This window comes from Lactobacillus sp. W8172 (assembly GCF_016102055.1).
GTDB lineage: Bacteria > Bacillota > Bacilli > Lactobacillales > Lactobacillaceae > Lactobacillus > Lactobacillus apis_A.
Genome location: NZ_JACFPG010000001.1, coordinates 383,780 through 410,042 on the forward strand (window position 1 = coordinate 383,780; position 26,263 = coordinate 410,042).

Here is a 26,263-nt window from a genome sequence, read left to right on the forward strand (position 1 = left end):
CAACTACCTTTTTATTTCGAAATTAAATCCGACTATTTTTCAGATTTAGTTTCTTCTTTCTTATTCTTAGAATTAGCAACTTGCTTTGCATTATCAGTTACTAAGTTGATTGCTTTACGAACATCAATATCATGTGAAAGCATGTCATCAGTTAAAGTACTGCGGACTGTCTTTTCATCCATGTTATATTCACCAGCAAGATCTTTGATTTCTTTATCAATTTCTTCCTTGGATGCCTTGATGTCTTCAGCCTTAACAATAGCTTCAAGAACTAAGTTAGTCTTCACTCTTTCAGCAGCGTCCTTACTAAACTGAGCACGTAATTGATCTTCAGTAGTATTAGTCAACTTGTAATAGGTTTCTGGGCTGATGCCTTGACGTTGCATATTACCAAGGTATTGATTCATTTGTGAATTAACGTCTTCTTGAATCATTGCATCTGGAATTTCATCAATTGTGGCGTTCTTAACGGCACCTTCGATAGCTGCTTGCTCAATTGCATCATTTGCAGCTTCTTCTTTCTTAGCCTTTAAGTCTTTCTTGATCTTTTCTTTTAATTCATCAAGAGTTTCAACTGAATCATCAACGTCTTTTGCAAATTCATCATCAAGTTTAGGTAGTTGTTTTGACTTAACTTCGTGAATCTTAGTTGCAAAGTGAGCTTCTTTACCAGCCAAATCTTTAGCACCGTAGTCTTCTGGGAAAGTAACTACAACATCAACTTCGTCACCAGCTTTGTGGCCAATTAATTGATCTTCAAAGCCAGGAATAAAGGTATTTGAGCCTAATTCTAGTGCATAGTCGTCTGCAGAACCGCCATCAAATGCCTTATCATCAACAGTACCCTTGTAATCAATAGTTACTGTATCGCCCTTAGCAGCAGCACTCTTCTTAAGTACAAGTTCTGCGTTCTTTTCACGTTCTGCATCAAGTTGAGCGTCAACATCCTTAGCATAAACACGAGTGTTTTGCTTAGGTACTTCAATGCCTTTGTAATCACCTAATTTAACTTCGGGCTCAACAGTTACAGTGGCCTTCATTGTCCAGTCTTTGCCCTTTTCCATTGAATCTGGAACAACTTGAGGTTGACCTACTGCAGAAATACCAGCTTCTTTAATAGCAGCAGCATATGCATTAGGTAAAACCATGTTTAATGCTTCTTCATATAAAGCTTCTTCACCATAATATTGATTAAAGATTACCCGCGAAACGTGACCTTTTCTAAAGCCGGGAACACGCAAATTCTTTTTTATTCTTCTGAATGCTTGATCTAACCCAAGCTTTACTTCAGCTTGAGAAATATCAAAAGTAAGTTCACCGGTAGTTTTACCAGTTTTATTCCATTTTACAGACATTAATTAAATACCTCCAATGTCAAGTTTACTTGCATCTTGCATACTAAATTATCTTACATTAAACGCACGCAAAAAACAAATTTAGGCAAAAAAAGATGCACTTCTATGAAGAAGTACATCTTTTTAAACTGTTTTATTACGAACTAGTCGAGGATATCAGTAACCTGACCAGCACCAACAGTACGACCACCTTCACGGATAGTGAACTTAGTACCCTTTTCAATGGCAGCTGGTTTGATTAACTTAACAGTAAATTCTGTATTATCACCAGGCATAACCATTTCAGTACCCTCTGGCAATTCAATCTCACCAGTAATATCAGTAGTGTGGAAATAGAATTGTGGACGGTAGTCTGAGAAGAATGGGGTGTGACGTCCGCCTTCTTCCTTCTTCAAGACATAAACTTGACCCTTGAACTCGCGGTGAGTTTGAATTGAGCCAGGTGCGGCTAAAACTTGTCCACGAACGATTTGGTCACGGTCGACACCACGAAGCAATACACCAACGTTATCGCCGGCTTCACCTGAGTCCAAAGTCTTGTGGAACATTTCCAAACCAGTAACAACTGATTTAAGAACTTCTTGAACTAAACCAACGATTTCAACTTCGTCGCCGACTTTAACAGTACCACGATCAATACGACCTGAAGCAACAGTACCACGACCAGTGATAGTGAAGACATCTTCAACAGGCATCAAGAAAGGCTTATCAGTTTGACGTTCTGGAGTTGGGATGTACTCATCAACAGTGTCCATTAACTTCATGATAACTTCTTCTTGTTCCTTGTCGCCTTGTAAAGCTTTCAAAGCTGAACCACGGATAACTGGAATATCATCACCAGGGTAATCGTATTCAGTTAACAAGTCACGAACTTCCATTTCAACTAAGTCAACCAATTCTGGATCGTCAACTAAATCAGTCTTGTTTAAGAAAACAACGATGTAGTTAACACCAACTTGACGAGCAAGCAAAATGTGTTCACGAGTTTGAGGCATAGGACCATCAGTTGCAGCAACAACTAAGATGGCACCATCCATTTGTGCGGCACCAGTGATCATGTTCTTGATGTAGTCAGCGTGACCTGGAGCATCCATGTGAGCGTAGTGACGTTTTTCAGTTTCGTACTCTACGTGAGCGGTATTAATAGTAATACCACGTTCTTTTTCTTCTGGAGCTGCATCGATGTCTGAATAGTCTTCAGCCTTTGCTAAGCCCTTTTCTGATAAAACTTTAGTAATAGCCGCTGTCAAAGTGGTCTTACCATGGTCAACGTGACCGATAGTACCAATGTTTACGTGTGGCTTTGTTCTAACGTAATGTTCTTTTTCTGCCATTAAAATGACCCTCCTGTAAATTTGCAAGAAGTCCGTTGAGTAAGTAACGGATAGTTCTCTGTTGAATATTGTACTACTTTCATTGGCAAATGCCTAGTATTTTAATGCATAGAGCCATGCCTAATGAAAACGTCCTTTGATATTATACTAAATAGGAAAAAAATGTAAAGACCTTTTATCTAAATTATTTTGGCAAATTATGGTCAATTTGTCTGAATAAATCATGGTGACTTCGACCATCTTGAAAATCAATGTATGAAGCAATGTCACTCGCAAAACTATCTGGTTCTTCGACGTATTTAGATAGTTTTGGATACAAGCTACCTAAGATCAAATTAACTTCGCCTAAGACAGCTGGAAGCTGACTCGGGCGGTGATAATATCTTGATCCGATTGCCGAAACTACTTCACGATAAATCGGATCCTTCTCTAGCAAATTAATCTGGTTAGGAATGAACTTTTCTCTTTTACCTAGCACCAAAACATCAAAAGATTCATTAATCCCCAAGCGAAAGAGATCTTCACATAATACTAGATGCACAGCGAAACTTAAGCTGGGGTCTAATAATAGACTCTGTGCAAAATTCGTAAAGTTAATTAAATCCAATGTAAAAAGTTGGTCATATTCATACTTAGTTGGATTTTTACTAAGACGAAATTTCTCCATTGTTGCTTGCTGCTCAGAAATCGAAGCTGGTAAGACTTCAACTTCTTTTTCGCCCTTACTCAAATTTTTAATCTCGAGTGCTTCAATTAAAAAGTGATTGGCTTGCAAAACCCTAGAATAAGCAAAAAAGATCTCATCATCTGAAAAGAGATCTTTTTCCTCTTTGATTAAGCTATACGCAGAATAGGCTTGATCGGCTTTTAAATATAAGTCACATAAGCGAAGAACAATTTCCTTGTTACTGCCAGTTCGCAGAGCTTCTTCAACATTTTGAATTGCTAAATCTAATTTACCGTTTGCTTCATTTTCTTGTGCTAAAGTTAGTAAATTTTTTTGGCTTAAAGTTGTCATACTAGTCTTTCTTAACTATTTTCTTACCAGATTTTTTCACGTCAACGGAATGATGCTCATTATTTTTTCCAGTAGTCGCATCTTTGCCCGAACGCTTTTGCATCGCACGATGTCTATTCTGGTTTACTTCCATGACCACTGGTAATACTACAGGACGACGATTAGTTTTCTTATATAAGAACTTCTCTAAATCGTTTCTAACATCCTGCTTTATTTCAGTCCAATCAAACTTCTTATGCTCAAAGTTATTATTTATAGTCTTTTTAATTAATTCAATACAATCATTCATCAATTGATGATTGGCTTTGATGTAAACGAAGCCACGACTAGTAACTTGTGGTTGTGCAATGATTTTTTTCTTACGACGATCAATTGTAACAACGGCAATAAAAATACCATCATCTGACAAAATTTCTCGGTCACGCAGGACAATATTGCCGACATCACCGATGCCTGAGCCATCAATCATTATATCTTCGCCTGGAACAGGATCAGTTAAATTAAACTTCTTTTGTTTAAAATCGTAATCCAAACAATCACCATTTCTGGTAATCAAAACATTTTCTTTCTTAATTCCTGCTCTTATTGCAAGGTCGCGATGAACTTCCAACAAGCGATATTCACCGATTACTGGAATAACAAATTGTGGTTTTAGAATATCAATTAGCATTTGCAAGTCACGTCCAGTTGCATGACCGCTTGTGTGCTTAGCTCTACCAAGCTCAATTACGGTTCCACCTGCTCGATAAACAAGATCACTAGTCTGCGCAACTACTGTTTCAACAGAATGAGATGGTGTTGTTGCGATGAAAACTAGGTCATTTTCATGAATCGTAATCATACTGTGACGTTTTTTAGCCATTTTTTGCAAAGAATTTAATGGCTCACCCATTTGCCCAGTTTCAAGAATTACCACTTTGTTATCTGGTGTAGTGCTCAAATCTTTGACACGCATTAACAGATTTTTAGGAACATAAAGATAACCTAAGTCCATAGCTGTACGAACTATTTTTGCTACATCACGTCCAGTTAATAGTACCTTCCGGCCTGTTTCATGCGCAGCATTTAAAACTTCTTGAATTCTGATTAAATTAGAAGCTTTAGCAGCTACAATTACTCGACCAGTGGCATTACGAAAGACATTGGTCACATATTCACCTATTTCTTGTTCAGAAACGTTAGGTAGTGATGCTTCTGCATTAGAAGAGTCACTTAAAAGTGCCAGAACTTTCTTCTGTGAAATTTCTGCCAACCGATCTAAATCAGTTCGATATTTTGGCGTTGCAGAAGGGTCAAACTTAAAGTCACCAGTATAGACTACTTCTCCAGCTGGAGTGTGCGCATCAATTCCGAGCGAGTCAGGAATTGAGTGCGTCGTGTGGAAGAATGAAATATTCGCGTTTTTAAATTCAATTTCAGTTTCAGCGTCTATTACATGGAACAAACTGTTTTTAATTCGCTTATTCTCTCTTTTAACTGTAATTTTAGCCAGTTCAATCGTTAACCGAGACCCAAATACAGGTATATCATATTGACGCAAAATATATGGTAAGGCTCCAATTGAATCAGCGTGTCCATGAGTTAGAAAAATACCAACAACTTGGTCACCATATTTTTCAAAGAAGTCGAGATCTGGAATAACCAAATCAATTCCATATAAAGAACTATCAGGGTATTTTAATCCAGCATCAAGAACAAAAATTTCATCATTAACTTGAACAGCAAACATGTCCTTTCCTTGTTCACGAACACCGCTCAAAATCATTATCTTAACTTGATCAGCCATTTTATTTCCTTTTCTATAATAATTGTTATTAAGTTGTTTATTTATGGATCGTAAGATCACAACGTAAAAAGTATCTTTTTTTATTCTAGCATAAAAAGCACTTATGGCAAAAACAAAAAGCCAGTTCTTTAATAGAACTGACTTTTTTAAATCTAAGTTTAGAAATTAACGACGTAAACCTAACTTCTTGATTAATTCACGGTAACGATTAATGTCGTTATCTTGTAAGTAACGAAGTAAGTTACGACGGTGACCAATCTTCTTAAGCAAACCAACATATGAGTGGTGGTCATGAGAATGTTGTCTCATGTGTTCAGTCAAGTTGTTGATGTCTTTAGTTAAAATAGCAACTTGTACTTCAGTTGAACCTGTGTCACCTTCATGAGTAGCAAATTGCTTAATGATTTCATCTTTTTCTGCTTTTGAAATTGCCATAATTATTCACCTTTCAATAAAAAAATTGCCGTTAACAACGTTAACCGTCAGGTGTGAGCGAGCAAACAGCGTTAACGGTTCACAACAATAGTATAATACAGATTATTTTTTTAAAAAGCAAGTATAAATTATCTTGCATCTACAACTATTCTTCAGTATAATTTACTAAGTAAAATTACGATCAATGGAGGTGAATGTTATGCCACAAATCAAATCAGCTATTAAGCGTGTTAAAACTCAAGATGCTGCTAGAAAGCGCAGAGCCGCTCAAATGACAGAATTAAGAACTGCTGTTAAGAAGTTCAAGACTGCCCAAGCCGCTGGTGCTGAAAACGCCTCCGAATTACATGTTGCTGCTGCCCGCGCATTGGACAAGGCCGCTTCTAAGGGGCTTATTCATAAAAACAAGGCTAGCCGTGATAAGAGTCGCTTAGCTAAGTTAGCTAAATAATTTGAATTCAAAAACTAAAAAGCAAGGATTGAGTAATCCTTGCTTTTTTCTTTGCCCAATTTATCCTCATACACTCAAAACAAACAGTTTTAAGAAATTATCTTCCCGATATTGCCCATTCTTGTAGTTATAATCTAGCTTGATTGCCTGCTCTAATAAGCTTGCCAATTTATTAGTCGAAATTCTATTATTGAGAGCTAGCTTTACTCGATACGGGTGAACTCCTAGCTCTTTAACAATTTCAGTTTCATTTCTGCCGCGTTCATGTAATGTTTTTGCAACTAAAATTAATTCCAACTGGTTTTCAAAGACTGCAAGCAATTGAATCGGATTACTACCCTCTCTCAATTGGTTATCTAATCTTGCAATCGCTTCTCGATAATTATGCTTTAAAGCTGCTTCTAAAACTGCAAAAACATTTTGGGCAAATGATAAGTCAACGTTTTTACGAACTAGTGTCTCATCAATTTCATTCTCAGTGGCAGCCATCTTTAATTTATTAAAATTGCTCAGTACAGTATCAAGAACCTGATCGCTTCTTTCAAGTAAAAGCTGCAAAGCCATCTCTGTAATCTGATATCCTTCAGCACTAATTAATGCCTTAGTTACCTTTTTAACTTCATAACTTTTAACTTCAGTATCCACGACATTAAACTTCTTCAAAATTGTTTTTGTCAGCTTCTTTCGCCGATCAAGCTTTTCATACGATGCTACTATTACTAGTTTGTTGTCGAGCTGATCAATATGATCAAAAATTTGCTGCAACTGATCAAGTTGCTTTTTTGCTTTTTGCGGAACTTTAGCAGTTAAAAAGAACGGATTTTTGATAGTGATTACTTTTTGCTGGCTAAAAAGACTTGATTCTGTTAATTCAGCAATCAAATCATCTAGACTATCGCTTTCACAATCAACGGATACTTTCTCTAGTTCTTGAAATGATTCTTCATATATGTATGAGCGCGCAATATAATCATTCAAAAAGCTATCTGAACCCAAAATTAAGGTTTGCGCATTGCTATTATTTGAATTTTTAAACAAAGAAAGTAAAGTCATTTTTGATTCACCACTACAAAACGTTTGAATTTTGGCCTAGAAAAATAGCCATATGTCCAAGTAATCATACCACAGTCCTGCGTCGAAGCCCATGGAATGTGTTGATTGCTTAAAGTATCAAGCGTTTCCTTATGCGGGTGCCCAAAACGATTATTTCGACCAGCTGAAATAAAAACTAATTTTGGTCTTAAAGCTTTTAAAAAATCAGGATTTGAAGAAGTGCGACTACCATGGTGTCCTAGTTTGAAATAGTCAGCTTGAATATTAAACTTGTTCATTATTTCTTTTTCACCTTCTTGACCTAAATCACCAGTAAAAAGCCATCTTTTGCTCTTCACAACAAATGTCAAAGATAGTGAATCTTCATTTTTACCTAGGCCAGGCTTAAAAGGATAAACAACATTAAATGTAATTTGTGGCTCAGCTACTTTCTGACCAGCTAATAGTTCTACAACTTGATCTCGCTTAATTTGTCCCACTATTCTTTTTATAAAAGACGGATTACGAATTAATCCTGCTGCCGTATACAATTTTTGAACGTGAACTTGTTCGAGCAAGGGTCTTAAATCTCCAACGTGATCGGAATCTTGATGAGTTACAAAAACACCATTAAGTTTACTGATTCCCAGTGCTTTCAAAAAAGGAATAGTAATTTTATTAACTTGAGGCGTCGTTTTTTGGCCACTAAAATTCAATTTTCCGCCAACATCAATTAAATAAACACGCCTTGGAAAAGGTGTAGAAATCAGAATACTATCGCCCTGCCCTACATCAATCAATGTAACCTGACCTGTTAAGGGAAAATGAATCGAGAAAAAGATCATCACGTACAAAGTCGCAATGCCACCAATTGCTTTTAACCTCCTTTTTTTCGTCAATTCTTTCTCATTTACAAAAGCCAGCAAAATAGCCGTAAATATAGTTAACATCACACATTGCCACCAGTTGATCTTACCAAATGTTAATAGTCCCAATTTAGAAGCGGATACTTGAGCTATTAACTTTTCACATGTCTTTAAAACATTCTCAAAGCACCAGGAAATTTCAGGACATAATTTAAAAGTAGCTAAGTTCAAAAAGACAATTGGCATAACTAGCCAATTAAAATATGGTACTACTACCAAATTAAAAAAAACGGTCAACAAATTAAATTGAAAAAAATGAAAAAGTAGTAATGGCGTTAGTAAACAATTTAAGGCAAATGACTGTTTAAATGAGGTTAATTTAGTTGTTAATTCTAAACCTAGAGCCAAGACATAACTTAAAATGGCTCCCACATTGAGCATCAAACACGGATTAATTATTAAGTGAATAATATAAGTGAGACCTAATAAATCAAAATGAGTAATTTTTTGCTTCTGGAATTTAAAAATCTGATCAAGTACATAAGTTAGACTGGCTCGAATAAAGCCAGCTTGACCATTACTTAAGAAAATACCAATTAATAGAATGAATAAACAAATTGCAAATGTTTCTTGTTCGGTTAATTTCAAATAATAACAAATTGTACTAATTACTAAGGTATAGATGCCAACGTGAAGACCGGAAATACTTAACAAGTGAATTACGCCAAGGTCACGGTAATTAGATAAAATCGATTGGTCCGCTTGGCTTGGACTTTCGCCAAGAACTAATTCGCTACTGAAAAAGGACAAAATCGGTGGCATTTGCGCAAAATACTTTTGCAAGCAAAAGCGAACATGATGAGCAACATCCCTAAAATCTTGCTTTTTATTTATGATTATACAATTCTCCAATTCAATCTTTTGTTTAATGTTTTTGCTCAGATAATATTTTTTTGCATCAAATTGTCCATAATTTGTAGCAGGCTCGATTTCTTTAACCTCTCCTTGTAAATGCGAAAGATAAAGTGAGTACCCAGAAAGTAGTTCTTTTTTCTGCATTTGGCTAATTTTTGTTGAAACTAGTACTGACTTTCCATCTGCTTTCCCTTGGCCAAACATTCGGTTTCCAGACACTTTGCTTTGATCTGGGTATATGGTAACCACAGAACTATTTTTGAGCGAAAAATTTTGTTGGTTCTGATTAATAGCAAAACTGATAAATGCAACAAATAGCACTAAAAAGGCTAAACAACTTGTTTGTCGGTGTTTATGAAACAAAAGAAATATCAAATAAAGTGCAATTACCAAACAAAATAGCCATTGAAGAGGCGTAATAGACTGTGAAAGACCAAAATTTATGTCTGCTAATAATAAAGAAACTAGCAATAAAAAACCTGGTGTCAGAATTTTAGACTTCCAGTTGACTTCGAAGTGCCTCAAAAGTCTTATCTCCTATCCCAGAAACTTGTTTCAAATCTTCAATGCTTTTAAAATTTCCATTTTTTTGCCGATACGCAATAATTTGTTCAGCTTTTTTAGCGCCTATTCCAGATAACTTTTGCAAATCTGCAGTGTTTGCCGTATTGATATTTACTTTTACTCCAGAAGCTTGGTTAGCACTTTCACTCTGGGAAGAATTATCTAGTTCTCCTGAATTAGTACTACCATTAACAGAAGAAACAATTTCGTTTTCCTTTAACTTTTCTCCATGATATGGAATATGAACTTTGTCCTGGTCACGAAGAATTAATGCACGGTTAACTTTTTCAATTTGAGCCTTACTTGTCAATCCACCTGCTGCCGCAATCAATTCATTTAAGCGAGCACCATACTTCAATGTATAAACACCTGGATTTTCAATTGCACCAGAAATATCACAAGTAACTTCTTTAGGCTCTTTTACTTCCTTCTCTACCTCTTTATTAGCAATTTGTGCTTCTTCTTTTATTTCAGTTTCTTCTTGCTCATCAGTCTCTGTTTGCTTTATGGCAAAATCAGAATCATTAGATTGTTCATTTCCAGAATGACCAATTAACCAAAGCAAGACAAACAAAATCCCTATTCCTATAACAAAATACTGTTTATGCTCAATTATGAATTCCTTAACTTTTGCCCAATTCATATTTTCACCTCCTAATTTTAAGTACGAAAAAAGTTCAGAATTTCTTCTGAACTTTTTATTTTTTATTAGTAGTGTTTTTGCAAATAATGTAAAGCATCTTCAAAGGTAGCTACTGGGACAATCTTCATCTTCGTTTTTATTTGCTTCGCCGTTCTTTTAGCAACTTGATAGTTACTATCAGCTTTTTCCAATTGAGACGTATCTGTCGGCGCAAAGAAAACTTCTGCTCCGGCTCTGTCGGCTGCGACTACTTTTTTGTCAACACCACCGATTGCCCCAACTTTGCCTTTAGGAGAGATAGTGCCCGTTCCGGCAATTTTATGTCCCTTAGCCAAATCCTGTTGCGTGAAAGTTTCATAGCTCGTTAGTGTAAACATTAATCCTGCTGAAGGCCCCCCAATTGCACCAGCATCTATTTTTAGCTCTGGTTTTGTCGTGACTTTGACATGTTCAACTAACTGAATTCCAATTCCTGGTTTATTAGTACCCTCAACTTTAACAATTTTTCCTGAAAAAGTTAGTGGTTTCTTATTTCTTAAAACGTTAATTTTAACTTTAGAGCCAATTTTCTTTTTCTGAAAATATGAAAGCATTTCTTCTGTTGATTTGAAGCGATGACCGTTTGCGCCCAGAACGGTATCACCAATTTGCAGTTTTTTCTTAAAGCTTGAGTGCTTCTGAACCTGCATGACATAAACGCCTTCGTAATTCAGTTTTGGCTTTAAGCCTGCCTTCTTTGCTGCATAATAGATAGCATTTTGTTGACTGGTTTCCATGTACCAATTCTGCAATTCCTCATACTGACTACTTGTTGCATCCCCCAGCAAATCTTCTTTTGAAATTCTTGTTTCGTATTTTCTAGTATAACTTAACAAATACCGCAGCACTGAAGCTGGTCGCTGGGTTTCACTAACTGTCACTAAATAATAATTATTAGGTGCTTTTTTACCACTTCTAATAAATTGACTAACTTGGAATGCCTCGCCTGGCATTTCAAGATAATAATTAGTTGGCCAGCTTAAACCTACTACAATTGCGGCGACAGCTATGAAAAAGAAGAGCCATTTATGACTTTTTTTCTTACCTTTATCTTTGGTTTTATTGTTCATTAATTTTTACCAATTTTTTCTTTAAAGCATTTGCAGCTTCTATTGGCATAAATGAACTAATATCACCGCCAAATTGAGCTACCTCTTTGATAATACTAGACGCCACAAAACTGTTTTGCGGTGAAGTAAACAATAATACAGTTTCAAGATCATTCGCTAACTGCTTATTCATTGCTGCAATTTGTTGCTCGTAAGTAAAATCTTCACTGTTCCGCACTCCGCGAACAATCGCAGTTGCATCAATATCGTGTGCCACATCGACAGTTAAAGCTTGTGGTCTTTTTTGAACCTCAACATTAGAAATGTTCTTAACTGCATTTTTAATAAATTCTACCCGTTCATCTACACTGAACAAATAGTGTTTAGAGGTATTGTCCATTACCACAACAAAAACTTGGTCAAAGATTCTAGCAGCTTGCTGAATTACATCAATGTGTCCATTAGTAATTGGATCAAAACTACCTGGAAAAAGTGCAATACTCATCTGTTTTCCTTTCGATAAAAACGAACAATTGTTTTACCAAAATGGTGAGTTTTCGTTAGCTCAAAACCACCTATTTCGCCAAGACCAGTTTCATTATCTGTCTCAGCTACGATAACCGCATTATCTGTTAACAAACTTAAACTATCCATTTTCTTCATGTCAGAAGCAATTTTTTGTTTGGCATATGGCGGATCTAAGAAAACTAAATCAAATTTCTTTTCATCTTTGGCCAGTTTGGTTAATGCAACATTGCTTGACATTTTATAAACAGAAAAACGATCTTCTTCTTTAGTTAAAGCAACATTCTTCCGGATAATTTCTACAGCTTGGTAATTAATATCAATAATTGTTGCATGACTGTAGCCTCTTGAAACAGCCTCGATTGCAAGAGCACCACTGCCGCCATACAAGTCTAGCACTTCTCCACCTTTAAAAAATTGTCCTAGGCTATTAAACAAAGATTCTTTAACCTTATCACTGGTTGGCCTAGTTTTTTGACTTTTTAGAGTATACAAGTTGCGCTTAGCATACTTTCCAGAAATAATTCTCATAATAAGTAATCCGTATTCTGTTCCTGCTCATCAAGTAACTTTTTTTCTGCTTCAGTAGCAAGTTCAGTAATTTGTTCTTCAATATGCTTACTTGACAAGTCAATTTCATCATCACTAGATTTTTGTACATCCTTGACAAAATCCAGCTGTTTAATCGCGTTTATCGTTTTGTCAGCTTCTTTTTGATCAACATATAAAACACAATATGCATTTTTCTTAGAAAAATATACGATGTCCCCGTAACGTCTAAGCTTAAACTGACTATTAATAGAATTAAGATAAACAATTAGTCCTTGCCTCTTAGTTAAGGAAGTATTTGCCAAATCATGATTGATACTCATCAGCCAACTCCTCTTCTTTCTTAATACGTTCATTTGCAGCAATATTTAAAACTAATCCAATTGAAGCCGATAGTACAATTAGTGATGACCCACCGTATGAAATAAAGGGCAAAGTAACGCCTGTAATTGGTAATAGCCCCAAAACGGCACCAACATTAAACAGAGTTTCAGTAAAGATAATTGTTGTTACGCCAAAACAAACCAAGGCATTAAATTGCGTGCTTGCGTGAAGACCCACTTCCATAATGCTCCACATCAAATAGAAAAGTAGTCCTAAAACTAGTAATGCACCAATTACCCCAATTTCTTCAGCAGCAATCGCTAAGATAAAGTCCGTGTATGGTTCCGGTAAATAGCCTCTCTTTTGCATACTATTACCTAAGCCAACACCAAACAAACCACCATTATGAATCGCATAATATGAATTAACTAACTGGGCACCACCTTTTTGCTCTAGCTCAAAGGGATGCAAAAATGACATAAGTCGTTGATATTGATAACTTGACTGTAAAAAGTCAGGATTCCATTTAACAATTAAGAAAACTAAGAAGAAAACAACAATTCCAATTCCAATTAAACAGAGCAATGCATTTTTAGCTGGCACACCTGATAAAGAAAACATAATGATCACAATTGTGGCTAAAATGGCAGTACCACCTAAATCTGGTTCAACAATTACTAATAGCATCATTACCCCAGATAAAACCGCTGGTCTAATCAAATTATTAACAATATTCCCTTGACGGAAAGAACCATCATGACGGTCTAAATAGTATGCTAAATATATTACCAATGCTAATTTAGCAATTTCCAGCGGCTGAATACGGATGACTTTTAAATCAATCCAGCCAACCGCCCCATTAACTGCAGCGTCAGAGCCTTTAAATACCTTTAAAACAATTAGGTAAAACAGCAAAAACATACTAATTCCGAGAAACCAAGCAACAAACTTAGTTCGCTTAAAAAGTTCTAACCGCAAAAAGAACGCCAATGTAGCAAAACAAAAGAAAGCTATCACGGCATATATTGCTTGCCTAATCCCATATGTCGCTGGCTTAAAACCATTTACGAGCAAGATATCTGAACTAGCGGAATAAACCATAATTATGCCAAAGAAAACCAGCAATAAATATGGTAATAGAATTTTGTAGTCCAAATGTTGAAGTTTCCGTCGCAAAAGTAGCCCTCCTCTTACGAAAAAATATATTTTTATTATAAAACAAAAATGACACTACTTCATTAAGTGAGTGCCATTTTAATTACTTGATTTAGTTTTTATTGCGTTTCTTATCTGCTTTTTGACGTTCAGAAGTGTTTAAAATCTTCTTACGGAGACGAATTGACTCAGGTGTTACCTCACAATATTCATCATCGTTTAAGAACTCGATTGCTTCTTCTAGTGTCAATGTCTTTGGCGTTCTGATTGCAGCCGCATGGTCTTTACCGGCAGCACGGGTGTTGGTCAAGTTCTTTCCCTTAATTACGTTAACTGCAATATCACGATCACGTGATGATTGACCAACAATCATACCCTCGTAGACTTCAACACCTGCGCCGATGAATAATTCACCACGTTGTTCAACAGTTTGAAGTGAGTATGTAGTTGACTTACCTTGGCTGATAGCAACAAGAGCACCATTTTTACGTCCTGGTTCCCAGTTCTTAACTACTGGTTTGTATGAATCGAAGCTGTGATTTAAAATTCCATATCCACCGGTTTGAGACATAAATTCATTGTTATAACCAATTAAGCCACGTGATGGAACTAAGAAGTCCAAACGAGTTTGATTATTTCCAGTCGATTCCATGTTCTTCATTTCACCTTTACGTTGTGAAAGTGAATCAATTACTGAACCAACGTATTCATCTGGTGTATCAACTTGAACAGCTTCATATGGTTCACACATTTGACCGTCAATCTCACGATAAATAACTTTTGGACGTGAAAGTTGTAATTCAAATCCTTCACGACGTAATTCTTCAACAAGAATTGAAAGGTGTAATTCACCACGTCCAGAAACAGTCCAGGCATTGATTTGATCAGTAGGTTCAACCTTCAAAGAAACATCAGTCCGAGTTTGCTTGATTAAACGATCCTCTAACTTTTTAGGTGTTACCTTATCACCTTCACGACCAGCAAATGGTGAGTCACTTGCAACAAAGTCCATTTGCAAAGTTGGTGGGTCAATCTTAAGGAATGGCAATGCTTCTGGATCTTCTGCAGATGCAATTGTTTCACCAACAAAAATATCGTTAATACCACTAATAGCAATAATATCTCCAGCTTTAGCTTCTGTAATTTCATTACGCTTCAAACCAAAGAAACCAAATAGCTTAGTTACACGGAAGTTTTGCTTTGAACCATCACGTTTCATAACTGTGATGTTGTCGCCAACTTTTACACTACCGCGATAGATACGACCCACTCCAATACGACCTACATAGTCATCCCAATCAAGCATAGTGATTTGGAATTGTAAAGGCTCATCAGCATTATCAATTGGTGCTGGGATAGCTTTAATAATAGTGTCAAAAATTGGATCCATTGTTTCTTTTTGAGTGGATGGATCGGCTTCGTAAGAAGAAGTTCCGTTCAATGCTGATGCATAAACAACTGGGAAATCAAGTTGTTCGTCATTGGCACCTAATTCAATGAATAATTCAAGAACTTCATCAAGAACTTCCTTAGGACGAGCACCTGGACGGTCGATTTTGTTAATAACAACGATTGGCTTAACTCCTGCTTCTAATGCCTTCTTAAGAACAAAACGAGTTTGTGGCATTGTTCCTTCGTATGCATCAACTAAAAGTAAGGCTCCGTCAACCATATGCATGATACGTTCAACTTCACCACCAAAATCGGCGTGTCCTGGTGTATCTAAAATATTAATTGTGGTATCACCATATTTAACCGCAGTGTTTTTAGATAAAATAGTAATACCACGTTCACGTTCAATATCATTCGAGTCCATTGCACGATCTTCCAAAGCCATGTGCTCAGGGAGAGTGTCGGATTGCTTCAATAATTGGTTAACCAAAGTTGTCTTACCATGGTCAACGTGCGCTATGATCGCTATATTTCTAATATCGTCTCTTCTTTTTTCTGACAAAAGTATTCCTCCTCCACTCCTCAATAAAAAAACTGTGACAATGTCACAGTTTCGCCGGCACGTTCAAGAACATGCTAATCGAAGTGTTTCATATCTGTATATTTACGCTCATTGATTTTAACACCTAATTGTTATACTGGTCAACGTTTATCACTCTTTTTCAATTTTTAAATTTACGATAGAATAAAAAGCAGACAAAATGTCCTTATTTATGGTAAAAATATAGAGATAACTTTTTTATGAAAGAGTGAATTTAATTGATTTTAATGAAAGATATTGTTCGTGATGGGGATCCTGTATTGCGCAAAGTTGCTGAAAAGTTAACTTTTCCTTTGAGCGACCATTACCAAAAATTGGCCGAAGACATGATGGAATACCTAATCAATTCACAGGATCCGGAAATTGCTAAAAAGCATCAGTTACGTGCTGGAGTTGGTTTAGCGGCACCTCAAGTGGGTGAAAGTGTGCAAATGGCATCACTTCTTGTTCCAAATGATCAAAACGAGATTGTTTTTAAAGAAACAATTGTTAACCCTGAGGTTTTGTCCGAATCCGTTCGTCAGGCATGTCTCAGTGAAGGTGAAGGATGTCTAAGCGTTGATAAAGTTATTGATGGTTATGTTCCCCGTCCGGATAAGTTAAAGATTCATTACTATACCGTTGATGGTGAGGAAAAAACAATTAACTTAAAGGATTATCCTGCTATTGTTGCATCCCATGAAATTGAACACTTAAGAGGCCACCTATTTTATGACCGGATTGATAAGCAAAACCCATTTAAATTGGATGATGATACAGTCCTAATTTATTAGTATCATCAGTACATGATAGATTAACCGCCAATTTACTTTGACGGTTTTTTTATGAGTCAAACAAGTTGTGTTTCTATACTTAAAATTATAATTATGGTAAACTGAGATAAGCTATTGGGTACTTTTAGTTATCCAAAATTAAGAACGTTTTTATAACTGAATAAGGAGAATACAAATATGATCTACAAAGTTTTGTATCAAAAGGACAAAGTTGTTAATCCTAGACGTGAAACAACTCAAACCCTTTACCTAGAGGCTGATAATTTGGTCAGCGCTAGAACCTTGGTTGAGGACAATACCCCCTACAACATTGAACTCATCCAAGAATTAGCAGGAAATTCACTACAATATGAAAAAGAACACGCCGATTTTAAATTGACGACTTTTGATAGTAAGAAGTAGTTTCTGTGCGAATTAAAAATAATGAAGTAGCCGTCTTTGCAATCGGGGGGTTGCATGAAATCGGCAAAAATATGTATTGCGTTCAGTATCAAGATGAAATTATTATCATGGACTGTGGTATTAAGTTCCCAGAAGATGATCTTCTTGGTATTAACTACGTTATTTCTGACTATTCATATTTAGTCAAGAATCGTAAAAAAATCAAAGCACTGGTTGTTAGCCACGGTCACGAAGACCACATTGGTGGTATACCTTTCTTGCTTGAAAAAATACCCGAAATTCCTGTTTATGCTACACCATTTGCCTTGGCATTAATCAAAGGCAAGCTTGAGGAACACGGAATTCTTCGGACTACGGAGCTACACGAAGAACACGAAAACACAGTTCTAAAATTCAAGAAGCTTTCTGTTTCTTTCTTTAGAACTACCCACTCAATTCCTGATACGTTAGGAATTGCTGTTCACACTCCTCTTGGTGCTGTTGTCTTTACTGGTGACTTTAAATTTGATTTAACTCCAGTAATGAACCAACCTGCTCCTGATTTTCAAAAGATGGCTCAAATTGGTAACGAAGGCGTCTTAGCTCTTCTATCAGATTCAACTAATGCGGAAGTTTCGCAATTTACCAAGTCAGAAAGTTTTGTTGCTCATTCATTGCACGATATTATTACAGGTATCCATGGACGAATTATTTTCGCTACTTTTGCCTCTAACCTTTACCGTGTCTCAACGGCAATTGAAGCAGCAATTGATACTGGTAGAAAAGTTGCAATTTTTGGGCGAAGCATGGAGAACGGAGTTCAAAACGGTATCGACCTTGGCTATTTAAATGTACCCGAAGGTTTAATTGTTGATTCAAATGAAATCAACCACACTCCTGCTGATGAGGCAATGATATTATGTACCGGATCACAAGGTGAGCCTTTAGCTGCTCTTTCGCGGATTGCAAATGGTACACACCGTCAGATCAGTCTTCAACCAGGTGATACAGTCATTTTTTCTTCTAACCCTATTCCTGGTAATACACTTAGTGTTAACCACTTGATTAACAAATTGATGGAAGGTGGCGCTAACGTGATTCATGGACGCGTTAATAATGTTCATACTTCTGGTCACGGTGGTCAAGAAGAATTGAAGATGATGGTTAGACTAGCTAAACCTAAGTATATGATTCCTGTTCACGGCGAATATCGCATGCAAGTTGTCCATACTGAACTTGCACAAGCTGCCGGCGTCCCCGAAGACCATACTTTTGTTTTGGAAAACGGTGAAGTTGTCTGCTTTGGTCCTGATGGTTCTAGAATTGCTGGACATGTTCCTGCAGGCGATGTATATGTTGATACTTCTGGAACTGCTGACGTTGGCAATGTTGTTGTCCATGATCGCCAGGTTTTATCAGAAGATGGCTTAGTCGTTGTAGTTGCAACTGTTGATTACAAACATAAGCGTGTTCTAGCAGGGCCGGATGTTTTAAGTCGTGGATTTGTTTATATGCGTGAATCAACCGAATTGATTAGCCAAGCTCAAAAACATATTTACCATATTATAAAAAGTGAAATGGATAAAACAGATAATCCTAAAGACGCTGTTGTCCGTAAGGCAATTGTTGAAAATCTTTCTGATTTCTTATATTCCAAGACAAAAAGACGGCCAATGATTTTACCTATGATTGTTGAGAAAAAGTAAAAAAGCCCCAGATGGGCTTTTTTTAATAAATAAAAAAATGACGAATAAACTTAAAATCCATCTTCTGGTTAATGAAACCGCTGGAAATGGTCATGCCAAAAAGATATTAGACCAAACTACCCTCTTACTTGTTAATGAAAATATTGCTTTTGATGTTTACAAAAGCTCTTTTGCAGGTGAAGCAATTAAAATTGCACAAGGATATGGTAATAGGAACCATCATTCTAATGAAGTTCTGTTAGTAATTGGTGGAGATGGATCTTTGAATGAAGTTCTTAATGGGATAAAAAGATCAAGTCATCCTTCCACGCCGCTAGCTTATTTACCTGCGGGCACCGGAAATGACTTCGGCAAGGCTGCTAATCTTTCTGGAAATCCTGAAGAGCTTATTAATCATTTAAAAAATGGTGTTGCGCCTGAAAGAATTGATTGTGGCTCTTTCCACTTCCCGCGTTCAAGCAATGATGTTTATTATTTCGCCAATAGTCTAGGGGTTGGTTTTGATGCTTATGTTAATCATCTTAGTAACATTTCAGAATTAAAGAAACTCTTAAACAAAATCAATGAAGGTAAAATGATTTATGGACTTCATATTTTGTCAGCACTACGTAAACAAGATACATTTGCTGTTGATATTAAGTGCGATAATAAAAGATATCATTACGATAATGCTTTTCTAATAACTACTACTAATCATCCCTATTTGGGGGGAGGCATTCCATTATTTCCAAGTGCAAGTATTAAGAGCCGTGTGCTTGACACCGTTGTTGTTGAACGTTTCAGTTTAGGTAAACTAATCAAACTCTTTATTAACTTGTTAAAAGACGGCTCACATGTTCATGACCCTCAATTTCATTATTTTGAGGGTAAACAAATATCTATTCAAACAACTAAAAAAGAGTTTGCCCAAGTTGATGGTGAACAAATAAAACCAGATTCATTCAAAATAGATTTTAAACTTAGTCATTTTTATTTATTAAGATAATCACTAAAAAGGAAAAGCATACACGCTTTTCCTTTTATTTTATCTCAAACTTGTACAACCCAAAGCTCAGCCATTTCAGTAAATGACTGAACTTTTTTACATTAAATTTGCTTCCCGAAGTTAAGATTAAGAAGGCTCCTCCGTCATCAACTAGATAATTAGAAGTCTGCCTAAACCCATTTTTTTCATAAAAAGATAATCTCTTTAAGCGTTGTCTATAATTGACCGCTTTTTCATTCACCGGTTCAATGTCAATAATGATAGTCTTGGGTGCAAAACGCTTTTTTAACTGAGTTAAAATTTTTGAGCCATACCCTTGATTTCTTTTGTTCGAAACTGTTGCCAAAAACATCAAATAAACTGCTTCACTGCTCTCTGCAAGAAATACTAAGCCAATAAAGTCGTGCTTGTCATAAACCGCTTCGAAATGAACTTGGCGGTGAAGTGACATTAAAACTAATTGCCATATTGAAAAGCGCTCATTTTTTGGAAAAGCTGTTAAATATAATTTTCTTACGGCAAAATAATTCTTTGTTCCCCAAACAACATTCTTAAATTCTAAAATAATATTCTAACTTCCTTTAATGCATGAGCTACTCTATTAAGCATAATAAAAGCAGTTAACATCTTTTCATGAATATCAAACTGCTCTATTTTATATTAAGTTTTATTTTAAAAAGCGTCAAATGAACCATTTTTTCGTTCATACTTAATGCTATAGGAAAAAACAATTATTCCAGCAATTAACCAAGCTGCATTGACCAATAAAAAGATTAAAAACTGATGCATAACAAACCCCTGACCCAATACTATGTTTCTTACAAGCTCAACGCCGCACACATAAGGGATAATTTCTTGAATACCAAGAAAAGCTGGAGAAAAAACATTAGAAAACATCATTAAAAGTGATGATATAATTACTGACCACTGCCCCATTTTCTTAAATCGAATAGAACCTGACGCTAAGAACATCCCCATGCCAAACATTCCTAAGTTTGAAATTTGCGAAAAAACAAAAGTAAGAAGCAAAGAAGAAATTAAGTCATTGAAAGTAAAGTGCGACAAAAAACATGTGACTATGCTTATGACTAATAACTCAAGCCAAACAATAATGTTTTCTCCAAGAATTTGAAATAGGTAAATTAACCACAAAGGGTATGCAGATTGCATTTCACTTTCTAAGGTTCCTTCCCGCTCATCTATTTCAACTGCATTACTGCACGATTGAAAAGAAGAAATTCCGATACTCCAAAACAAATAGCCGATCATTGCAACTAGTACCCCTGCATTAGAATTATAATATCGAGCCATTTTGGAAGTATCTGTTACAAATAAAACAATTAAGAAAGCACCCGCATACAAAAACATTTGACTAACTGTAGAATTTAAGTATCTTATATTTAACTTTATGACAGATTCCAATTGAACAATAAACAACATCCAAAGCTGCTTTATTTTCTTCATTTTTTCCACCCACTTTAGCGATATACATTTTGGTAAGTTCTAATTAGTTCTTCTTCACTAAAATGGTGATTTACTTGTTTTACAATCTGGCCATTTTTAAAAAACAGATAGCAGTTAACCACACCAGACAGCATTTGTGTATCATGTGAAGAAACAAAAATCATCTTGTGATATAGATCTTTCAGCTTCACAATGAACCTAGCTAAATCATCCTGAGCATTAATGTCTAAGCCATTCGATGGCTCATCAAGTAGCAAAACACTGGTTTCCAGTGAGGCACCTACTAAAATTGCTGCTTTCTTCTTTTGTCCTGTCGATAATTCTTGAAATTTTTTATCCAATAATTCCGAAAAGTCTAATGATTCAGCCAAAGATCTCAGTACCTTTTCTGCTTTGTGTAGATTAATTCCTTTAAAAGATGCAAAATATCGCAAGTTTTCAATTGTAGTTAAACGATATATCAAGCCTCTTTCACCTGAGGGGACAAAAGTGCTGTGGACACATGCCCACTTGTAATATGTTTCTTTAACTTTGTCATTTAAAATCTCACCATCAGTTGGAATCAGCACTCCCGCCAATAATCTAAGCATGGTCGACTTTCCTACTCCATTGGGGCCAATTAGACCAACAATAGTAGGCTGCTCAGGAATTTCGAAACTGATATCATGTAGAACTTGTTTTTTACCATAGTTCTTAGAAAGATTTTTTGCTATGATTGCCATGCTATACCGCCTATATCTACATATAATTTAATCGAGTTTTAATCATTTAAGCATAATCTCAGCGCGATGACAAGAAGAATTACTTACTGTATTAACCTAGGTAAGATACGGCAACTACTAATTGGGTTAGCTTCATAATCGTTGCAATGACATTAGCTCGACTTACTTCTTTCCAAATTTCTCCAGTATTGTAATCAAAATCAAAGCCTGCAGACTTAGCAACTTCCTCCGTCATAGCATACAATTCTTCATCACTTGCACTTGGGTCAATTTTAAACAATGTTCTACTGTCATCACCTATCCGATACACATCATTACTTTTCTGGATAAAGCAGTATATTGTTTCTCCCAAAGAGTCTTTTTCACTAGTTGCAATTTCAAGTGTATCATCACTAATAAAGCAAACCTGAGTGTGATTAACTACCCAGTTTCCAATTTGATCTTTTATGATTTGCTCAATTTCTTTACTCATTATTTTTCTCCAAGCTATTTTGCTTATTGTTGAACACCTAATTTAATTCCTTGCATGCCAATCATTGGATCTATTTGACCTGAATAAATTAATTCTGAAGTTAAAACGTAATCTTCATCTTTTGGCAAGTCAGTGGTGCTACTTGCAAGATTACTATCTTCTTTTTCATCAACCACTTCTGTATTAACTTTCTTACCTAGCTGTTCACACAGTTTGGCGCTTAAGCCAGTTTTACGGTCATTTCCTGGTGTATTAAAAGCCATTGCGTATGCACGCGGGTCTCCAATTAACACAAGATTTTTCTCCGCTCGGGTAACGGCTGTATATAAAAGATTTCGTTTCAACATGACATAGTTTTGCATGGTCAAGCTTAAAATAACCAAGGGAAATTCAGAACCTTGTGCTTTGTGAATCGTAATCGCATAAGCTCTAGTAAGGTCAAACAGATCTTTCTTACTAAAGTTAATTTCACGTCCATCAAAATCAGCTGTCATACACTTTTGCGGATTTTTTTCATCGATGGAGATTATTTTTCCTATTTGTCCATTGTAAATATCTTTTTCAGGGTTATTTTGCAGTTGTAGCACCCTGTCGCCAATTCGAAAAATTTCATCATGAGCTTCGAGAATTTTACTATTAGGTTTAGCTGGATTCATAATTTCCTGAATCACATTATTTAGGTTAGTTACGCCACCAGAACCTTGATACATTGCGCCCAATACTTGAATATCATCCTGATCAAAACCACGTTTAAGAGCACGCTCAACAATTTGACTAACTACGTGATCAACTTCATGTGGCGGACATGAAATGAAAGAATAATTCTTAGTTTTATTAAATAATGCGTCTTGATCCTGTCCCTCATTTATATCGTGGGCAAGTGTAATAATACTTGAATCGTCACCCTGACGGTGAATTTGCTTTAGAACAGTCGTTGGAAAAACATCTGCACTAATTAAGTCACTAAAAACATTTCCAGCACCAACTGATGGCAGCTGATCCTTGTCTCCAACAAATACAACGTGTCGTGTTTCAGCTATGCAAGAAACTAGTTCTTTAAAAAGAAACATATCAACCATCGACATTTCATCAATGATTAGAATTTCGCCATTAAGTTCGTTGAGGTCAAGAGTATCACTATCGCCAATTCCTAGGCCCAGCATGCGGTGAATTGTTTTTGCTGTAATACCAGTTATTTCTTCCATGCGCTTTGCTGCTCGGCCAGTTGGAGCTGCCAGTAAGAATGGCGGATCACTACTATAAAGTGCTGATGCAGGAATATCAGCAAGTTCACGTAAAGCTAACAAGATACCATTAATAATAGTTGTTTTACCGGTTCCGGGTCCACCCGTTAAAATCGATATTGGATTAGTTAGAGCATTTTTTATTGCAAGCTTTTGCGTTTGGTCATATTTAATTTTTAGCTTTTTCTCAGCATTTTTTATTGCTTTGTCGATTGCCTTATCTTCAAAATGCTCACTTTCATCTTTACGATCAACTAAGTTTTTCATCATTAAAGCAATGTCGTTTTCTGTTGCATAAATGTTTTGTAGTGCAGCATTCTCACCAGAAACCACAACTTTGCCTTCATGCTGCAATTCATTGACTGCATTGGCAATTGGATCAAAATGCTTAAATTGCAATAATTCGCTAGCTGACGTTAGAAGCTGTTCTAACTTGATATAGGTATTTCCAGCTTGGCTAAGCTCATCCATTAGAACCTGAAAAACTGCACCCTTAATTCTGCGGGGATCATCAACCTCTATCCCCAACTTATTTCCTATTTGATCCGCACTTTTAAAAGCATAACCTGTCACTTCTGAAATTGCAGCATAGGGATCATTCTCTAATTTAGTTAAAGTATCACCATGATAAAGTTGATAAAGCCGGCCAGCAACCTTTTTATTTAAGCCAAATTGGGCAAGCTTTAGAACAATCTCTGAATATGAATCCATTGACTGAACCCCATTTAATAGACTATCCTTTTGCTTCTTAGTTAACGGTAAAACTGAAACTTTTTCAGGTTTTTCTTTTAAAACTGATAATGCATCAACACCTAAAACCGAAATAATAGAGTCTGCTGCCTTTTTACCAATTCCGGGGAATTTATTTGAACTCAAATAGCGCGTTAAACTACCCTTTTCGTGTGGAACTGATTGCTTATAGCTATCGCATCGAAATTGTAAACCAAACTTATTGTGAACAACGAGCTTCCCTTCAAAGCTATAAATAGTATTTTCTTGAATTTCGCCAAAACTACCAGTTACTTTAATTTCCTCGCGATCATAGTCTTCCAATTTGCCAATGATTGTTACATCAAGGATTTTATATAAATCTTGATCGTTTTCGAAAACGATTCTGTTCACTTTTCCAACAAACTTAGTCATTTTTCTTTTCCGCTTCGTTAACCATTTTTAAAATTGCACCATATTGTTCCTGGGCTTGCTTAAAATATTTAGGATCTTTTTCTTTTGCATTTTTAAGATAACTAGTTGCTTTTTTACGGTCACTATCCAAAATACTAATCCCAAGCATAAAATAAACTTTTGCCGTCCTTTTGTTAGGAGAAATCTTTTCATAACAGGTACGAGCTTCGCTTAATTCACCAAGACTTAGCCAGATATCACCTAATAATTCTAGAACCTTATCATCAACTTGCTTAATCGTTAACGCATGAGCTAATGCCTTTTGTCCTTGACCAAGTTTTAAAAAAACTAGTGCTTTCTGGTATAAAACTAAATCATCATTAGGAATTTGATTAAGTAAGGTAAGAGACTTATCAAAATCACCTTGCATGTAGTAGCAAACTGCTAAATTATAGTCTAAGTCCTGTGGGTGCTTAACAAGATGTTTAGCTTGCTCAAGAAGTTGAGTTGCTTGAGCAAAACTTCCCTGCTCAATTAATTCTGTCGCTAGTTTTAGATAATTTTCTGTTTTTTGTGGATACTGATCTATTTTCTCGATTAACTTGTGTACACGCTGATTAACTGCAGCGTCCTCTTTCATACTTTTACTTTGTTTATCTGTCATAATGCATCAGTTCCTGAAGTATCCCTTTCCAAAAAGCTTGTATCATTCCACACAATTAACTTAAAGGTTGCACCTTGATCAAGTGTTTCCAAAATCGTCAAACTAGTATTACTTAATGGACCATTACACCTAACATCTTTTAATGGATATCCTAGTAATCCCCCCATAATAGCACCCAAAGCAGCACCATGACTAACAGCAAGCACTTTATCGTCAACACCAGTAAATTGTCTGGCTTTTTCAGTAGCAAAGCTCTTTCCACGCGAAATTACATCTGGATAGTTTTCACCTTGAATGCTTTGACCATCATATTTATCAGGTCTATTCCAGATATCGTCAACCTGTTTAGGAAATTTTGCGCTCGCTTCATCAAACTTTAAGCCTTCCATTAGCCCCATGTCAAATTCACGTAGACGCTCATCTTTTTTGACACTTAAATCCGAAGATATAGCTTTTTTCACGCCATTAGCTGTATCAAAAGCACGTTTTAATGGACTAGAATAGATTCCATTGAAATTAGTTCCTTTTAAGTGATCGCCAAGTTTTTCTATATCATTTAAGCTTTCTGCTAACAATGGAGAATCACCATGTGCGCCCTGGAAACGACGCTCCAAATTCCACTCGGTTTTTCCATGTCTTACAAAATAAATCTGCATCTATTACTAGTCCTATTCTTTATTAGCATTACTTTTCTAGT

26 protein-coding genes are annotated in these 26,263 nt (G+C 36.0%); 5 read left to right on the top strand and 21 right to left on the bottom strand.

The window, feature by feature from the left end; translation table 11 throughout:
* Window positions 1-32 precede the first annotated feature (32 nt).
* The 5 genes from tig to rpsO all read right to left on the bottom strand — a co-directional run bounded on the left by tig (window position 33) and on the right by rpsO (window position 5,928).
* On the bottom strand, window positions 33-1,355 hold the full coding sequence (gene tig, locus H3R21_RS01775; protein WP_046306788.1) for a trigger factor: 1,323 nt from the start codon (window positions 1,353-1,355) through the stop codon (window positions 33-35).
* A 143-nt stretch (window positions 1,356-1,498) separates the two neighbouring features.
* Entirely contained in the window at window positions 1,499-2,689 is a 1,191-nt protein-coding gene (gene tuf / locus H3R21_RS01780; protein ID WP_046306787.1) for an elongation factor Tu, read from the bottom strand.
* Window positions 2,690-2,873: 184 nt separating this feature from the next.
* On the bottom strand, window positions 2,874-3,707 hold the full coding sequence (locus H3R21_RS01785; RefSeq protein ID WP_198182575.1) for a tetratricopeptide repeat protein: 834 nt from the start codon (window positions 3,705-3,707) through the stop codon (window positions 2,874-2,876).
* Between the two features lies 1 nt (window position 3,708).
* Entirely contained in the window at window positions 3,709-5,493 is a 1,785-nt protein-coding gene (locus tag H3R21_RS01790) for a ribonuclease J (RefSeq protein WP_198182577.1), read from the bottom strand.
* A gap of 165 nt (window positions 5,494-5,658) precedes the next feature.
* Window positions 5,659-5,928, bottom strand: a complete 270-nt coding sequence (rpsO, locus tag H3R21_RS01795; protein ID WP_046306781.1) for a 30S ribosomal protein S15 — start codon at window positions 5,926-5,928, stop codon at window positions 5,659-5,661.
* Between the two features lie 199 nt (window positions 5,929-6,127).
* On the opposite strand from rpsO, the gene rpsT reads away from it, so the two are divergent.
* Window positions 6,128-6,379: a 30S ribosomal protein S20 gene (gene rpsT / locus H3R21_RS01800; RefSeq protein WP_046306779.1), complete on the top strand. Its 252-nt coding sequence runs from the start codon at window positions 6,128-6,130 to the stop codon at window positions 6,377-6,379.
* Window positions 6,380-6,445: 66 nt separating this feature from the next.
* Here the strand turns inward: rpsT and holA are convergent, their stop codons facing one another.
* From holA to typA, 9 genes are all read right to left on the bottom strand, one after another.
* Window positions 6,446-7,432, bottom strand: a complete 987-nt coding sequence (gene holA / locus H3R21_RS01805) for a DNA polymerase III subunit delta (RefSeq protein WP_198182579.1) — start codon at window positions 7,430-7,432, stop codon at window positions 6,446-6,448.
* Window positions 7,429-9,717, bottom strand: a complete 2,289-nt coding sequence (locus H3R21_RS01810; RefSeq protein WP_198182581.1) for a DNA internalization-related competence protein ComEC/Rec2 — start codon at window positions 9,715-9,717, stop codon at window positions 7,429-7,431. The genes holA and H3R21_RS01810 overlap by 4 nt, the downstream gene beginning before the upstream one ends.
* Complete coding sequence (locus tag H3R21_RS01815) at window positions 9,686-10,399, bottom strand: helix-hairpin-helix domain-containing protein (protein ID WP_198182583.1); 714 nt, start codon at window positions 10,397-10,399, stop codon at window positions 9,686-9,688. The genes H3R21_RS01810 and H3R21_RS01815 overlap by 32 nt, the downstream gene beginning before the upstream one ends.
* A 65-nt stretch (window positions 10,400-10,464) precedes the next feature.
* Window positions 10,465-11,508, bottom strand: a complete 1,044-nt coding sequence (locus tag H3R21_RS01820; protein WP_198182585.1) for a SepM family pheromone-processing serine protease — start codon at window positions 11,506-11,508, stop codon at window positions 10,465-10,467.
* Window positions 11,498-11,992 carry a pantetheine-phosphate adenylyltransferase gene (gene coaD / locus H3R21_RS01825; protein WP_046306766.1) on the bottom strand — a complete coding sequence of 165 codons (495 nt, stop codon included), beginning with the start codon at window positions 11,990-11,992 and terminating at the stop codon, window positions 11,498-11,500. Before coaD ends, H3R21_RS01820 begins: the two co-directional genes overlap by 11 nt.
* Window positions 11,989-12,543, bottom strand: a complete 555-nt coding sequence (rsmD, locus tag H3R21_RS01830) for a 16S rRNA (guanine(966)-N(2))-methyltransferase RsmD (protein WP_198182587.1) — start codon at window positions 12,541-12,543, stop codon at window positions 11,989-11,991. The genes coaD and rsmD overlap by 4 nt, the downstream gene beginning before the upstream one ends.
* Complete coding sequence (locus tag H3R21_RS01835; RefSeq protein ID WP_046306762.1) at window positions 12,540-12,884, bottom strand: YlbG family protein; 345 nt, start codon at window positions 12,882-12,884, stop codon at window positions 12,540-12,542. Before H3R21_RS01835 ends, rsmD begins: the two co-directional genes overlap by 4 nt.
* Entirely contained in the window at window positions 12,868-14,061 is a 1,194-nt protein-coding gene (locus H3R21_RS01840; protein ID WP_198182589.1) for an FtsW/RodA/SpoVE family cell cycle protein, read from the bottom strand. Before H3R21_RS01840 ends, H3R21_RS01835 begins: the two co-directional genes overlap by 17 nt.
* Window positions 14,062-14,152: 91 nt before the next feature.
* Entirely contained in the window at window positions 14,153-15,994 is a 1,842-nt protein-coding gene (gene typA / locus H3R21_RS01845; RefSeq protein WP_109715429.1) for a translational GTPase TypA, read from the bottom strand.
* A 257-nt stretch (window positions 15,995-16,251) separates the two neighbouring features.
* On the opposite strand from typA, the gene def reads away from it, so the two are divergent.
* The 4 genes from def (at window position 16,252) to H3R21_RS01865 (ending at window position 19,878) form a co-directional block, all read left to right on the top strand.
* Entirely contained in the window at window positions 16,252-16,806 is a 555-nt protein-coding gene (gene def / locus H3R21_RS01850; protein WP_198182591.1) for a peptide deformylase, read from the top strand.
* A 177-nt stretch (window positions 16,807-16,983) separates the two neighbouring features.
* A complete protein-coding gene (locus tag H3R21_RS01855; RefSeq protein WP_046306751.1) occupies window positions 16,984-17,208 on the top strand; it encodes a DNA-dependent RNA polymerase subunit epsilon in 225 nt (74 codons plus the stop codon).
* A 5-nt stretch (window positions 17,209-17,213) separates the two neighbouring features.
* The gene (gene rnjA / locus H3R21_RS01860) at window positions 17,214-18,893 is read left to right on the top strand and encodes a ribonuclease J1 (RefSeq protein ID WP_046306748.1); all 1,680 of its coding nucleotides are present in this window, start codon (window positions 17,214-17,216) and stop codon (window positions 18,891-18,893) included.
* Window positions 18,880-19,878: a diacylglycerol kinase family protein gene (locus tag H3R21_RS01865; RefSeq protein WP_232352283.1), complete on the top strand. Its 999-nt coding sequence runs from the start codon at window positions 18,880-18,882 to the stop codon at window positions 19,876-19,878. Before rnjA ends, H3R21_RS01865 begins: the two co-directional genes overlap by 14 nt.
* A 34-nt stretch (window positions 19,879-19,912) precedes the next feature.
* On the opposite strand, the gene H3R21_RS01870 is transcribed toward H3R21_RS01865, so the two are convergent.
* The 7 genes from H3R21_RS01870 to H3R21_RS01900 all read right to left on the bottom strand — a co-directional run bounded on the left by H3R21_RS01870 (window position 19,913) and on the right by H3R21_RS01900 (window position 26,222).
* The gene (locus tag H3R21_RS01870) at window positions 19,913-20,329 is read right to left on the bottom strand and encodes a GNAT family N-acetyltransferase (protein WP_198182593.1); all 417 of its coding nucleotides are present in this window, start codon (window positions 20,327-20,329) and stop codon (window positions 19,913-19,915) included.
* A 221-nt stretch (window positions 20,330-20,550) separates the two neighbouring features.
* Window positions 20,551-21,342, bottom strand: coding sequence for an ABC transporter permease (locus H3R21_RS01875; protein WP_198182595.1), 792 nt, complete (start codon window positions 21,340-21,342; stop codon window positions 20,551-20,553).
* Between the two features lie 14 nt (window positions 21,343-21,356).
* Window positions 21,357-22,064, bottom strand: a complete 708-nt coding sequence (locus H3R21_RS01880) for an ATP-binding cassette domain-containing protein (RefSeq protein WP_074425441.1) — start codon at window positions 22,062-22,064, stop codon at window positions 21,357-21,359.
* Window positions 22,065-22,155: 91 nt separating this feature from the next.
* Window positions 22,156-22,536, bottom strand: coding sequence for a DUF1828 domain-containing protein (locus tag H3R21_RS01885; protein WP_232349888.1), 381 nt, complete (start codon window positions 22,534-22,536; stop codon window positions 22,156-22,158).
* A 23-nt stretch (window positions 22,537-22,559) separates the two neighbouring features.
* Window positions 22,560-24,923 carry an ATP-dependent RecD-like DNA helicase gene (locus tag H3R21_RS01890; protein ID WP_198182597.1) on the bottom strand — a complete coding sequence of 788 codons (2,364 nt, stop codon included), beginning with the start codon at window positions 24,921-24,923 and terminating at the stop codon, window positions 22,560-22,562.
* Complete coding sequence (locus H3R21_RS01895) at window positions 24,916-25,566, bottom strand: tetratricopeptide repeat protein (protein WP_198182599.1); 651 nt, start codon at window positions 25,564-25,566, stop codon at window positions 24,916-24,918. The genes H3R21_RS01890 and H3R21_RS01895 overlap by 8 nt, the downstream gene beginning before the upstream one ends.
* Window positions 25,563-26,222: a histidine phosphatase family protein gene (locus tag H3R21_RS01900; RefSeq protein WP_198182601.1), complete on the bottom strand. Its 660-nt coding sequence runs from the start codon at window positions 26,220-26,222 to the stop codon at window positions 25,563-25,565. The genes H3R21_RS01895 and H3R21_RS01900 overlap by 4 nt, the downstream gene beginning before the upstream one ends.
* Window positions 26,223-26,263: the final 41 nt, after the last annotated feature.

Coding starts and splice junctions, on each gene's coding strand:
- H3R21_RS01790 (WP_198182577.1), bottom strand. CDS start 5,493: ATGGCTGATCAAGTTAAGATAATGATTTTGAGCGGTGTTCGTGAACAA.
- tig (WP_046306788.1), bottom strand. CDS start 1,355: ATGTCTGTAAAATGGAATAAAACTGGTAAAACTACCGGTGAACTTACT.
- tuf (WP_046306787.1), bottom strand. CDS start 2,689: ATGGCAGAAAAAGAACATTACGTTAGAACAAAGCCACACGTAAACATT.
- H3R21_RS01815 (WP_198182583.1), bottom strand. CDS start 10,399: ATGAATTGGGCAAAAGTTAAGGAATTCATAATTGAGCATAAACAGTAT.
- rsmD (WP_198182587.1), bottom strand. CDS start 12,543: ATGAGAATTATTTCTGGAAAGTATGCTAAGCGCAACTTGTATACTCTA.
- holA (WP_198182579.1), bottom strand. CDS start 7,432: ATGACTTTACTTTCTTTGTTTAAAAATTCAAATAATAGCAATGCGCAA.
- H3R21_RS01890 (WP_198182597.1), bottom strand. CDS start 24,923: ATGACTAAGTTTGTTGGAAAAGTGAACAGAATCGTTTTCGAAAACGAT.
- H3R21_RS01900 (WP_198182601.1), bottom strand. CDS start 26,222: ATGCAGATTTATTTTGTAAGACATGGAAAAACCGAGTGGAATTTGGAG.
- H3R21_RS01855 (WP_046306751.1), top strand. CDS start 16,984: ATGATCTACAAAGTTTTGTATCAAAAGGACAAAGTTGTTAATCCTAGA.
- rpsO (WP_046306781.1), bottom strand. CDS start 5,928: ATGGCAATTTCAAAAGCAGAAAAAGATGAAATCATTAAGCAATTTGCT.
- H3R21_RS01895 (WP_198182599.1), bottom strand. CDS start 25,566: ATGACAGATAAACAAAGTAAAAGTATGAAAGAGGACGCTGCAGTTAAT.
- H3R21_RS01785 (WP_198182575.1), bottom strand. CDS start 3,707: ATGACAACTTTAAGCCAAAAAAATTTACTAACTTTAGCACAAGAAAAT.
- rpsT (WP_046306779.1), top strand. CDS start 6,128: ATGCCACAAATCAAATCAGCTATTAAGCGTGTTAAAACTCAAGATGCT.
- H3R21_RS01880 (WP_074425441.1), bottom strand. CDS start 22,064: ATGGCAATCATAGCAAAAAATCTTTCTAAGAACTATGGTAAAAAACAA.
- H3R21_RS01835 (WP_046306762.1), bottom strand. CDS start 12,884: ATGAGTATCAATCATGATTTGGCAAATACTTCCTTAACTAAGAGGCAA.
- H3R21_RS01870 (WP_198182593.1), bottom strand. CDS start 20,329: ATGTCACTTCACCGCCAAGTTCATTTCGAAGCGGTTTATGACAAGCAC.
- H3R21_RS01885 (WP_232349888.1), bottom strand. CDS start 22,536: ATGAGTAAAGAAATTGAGCAAATCATAAAAGATCAAATTGGAAACTGG.
- H3R21_RS01875 (WP_198182595.1), bottom strand. CDS start 21,342: ATGAAGAAAATAAAGCAGCTTTGGATGTTGTTTATTGTTCAATTGGAA.
- coaD (WP_046306766.1), bottom strand. CDS start 11,992: ATGAGTATTGCACTTTTTCCAGGTAGTTTTGATCCAATTACTAATGGA.
- H3R21_RS01820 (WP_198182585.1), bottom strand. CDS start 11,508: ATGAACAATAAAACCAAAGATAAAGGTAAGAAAAAAAGTCATAAATGG.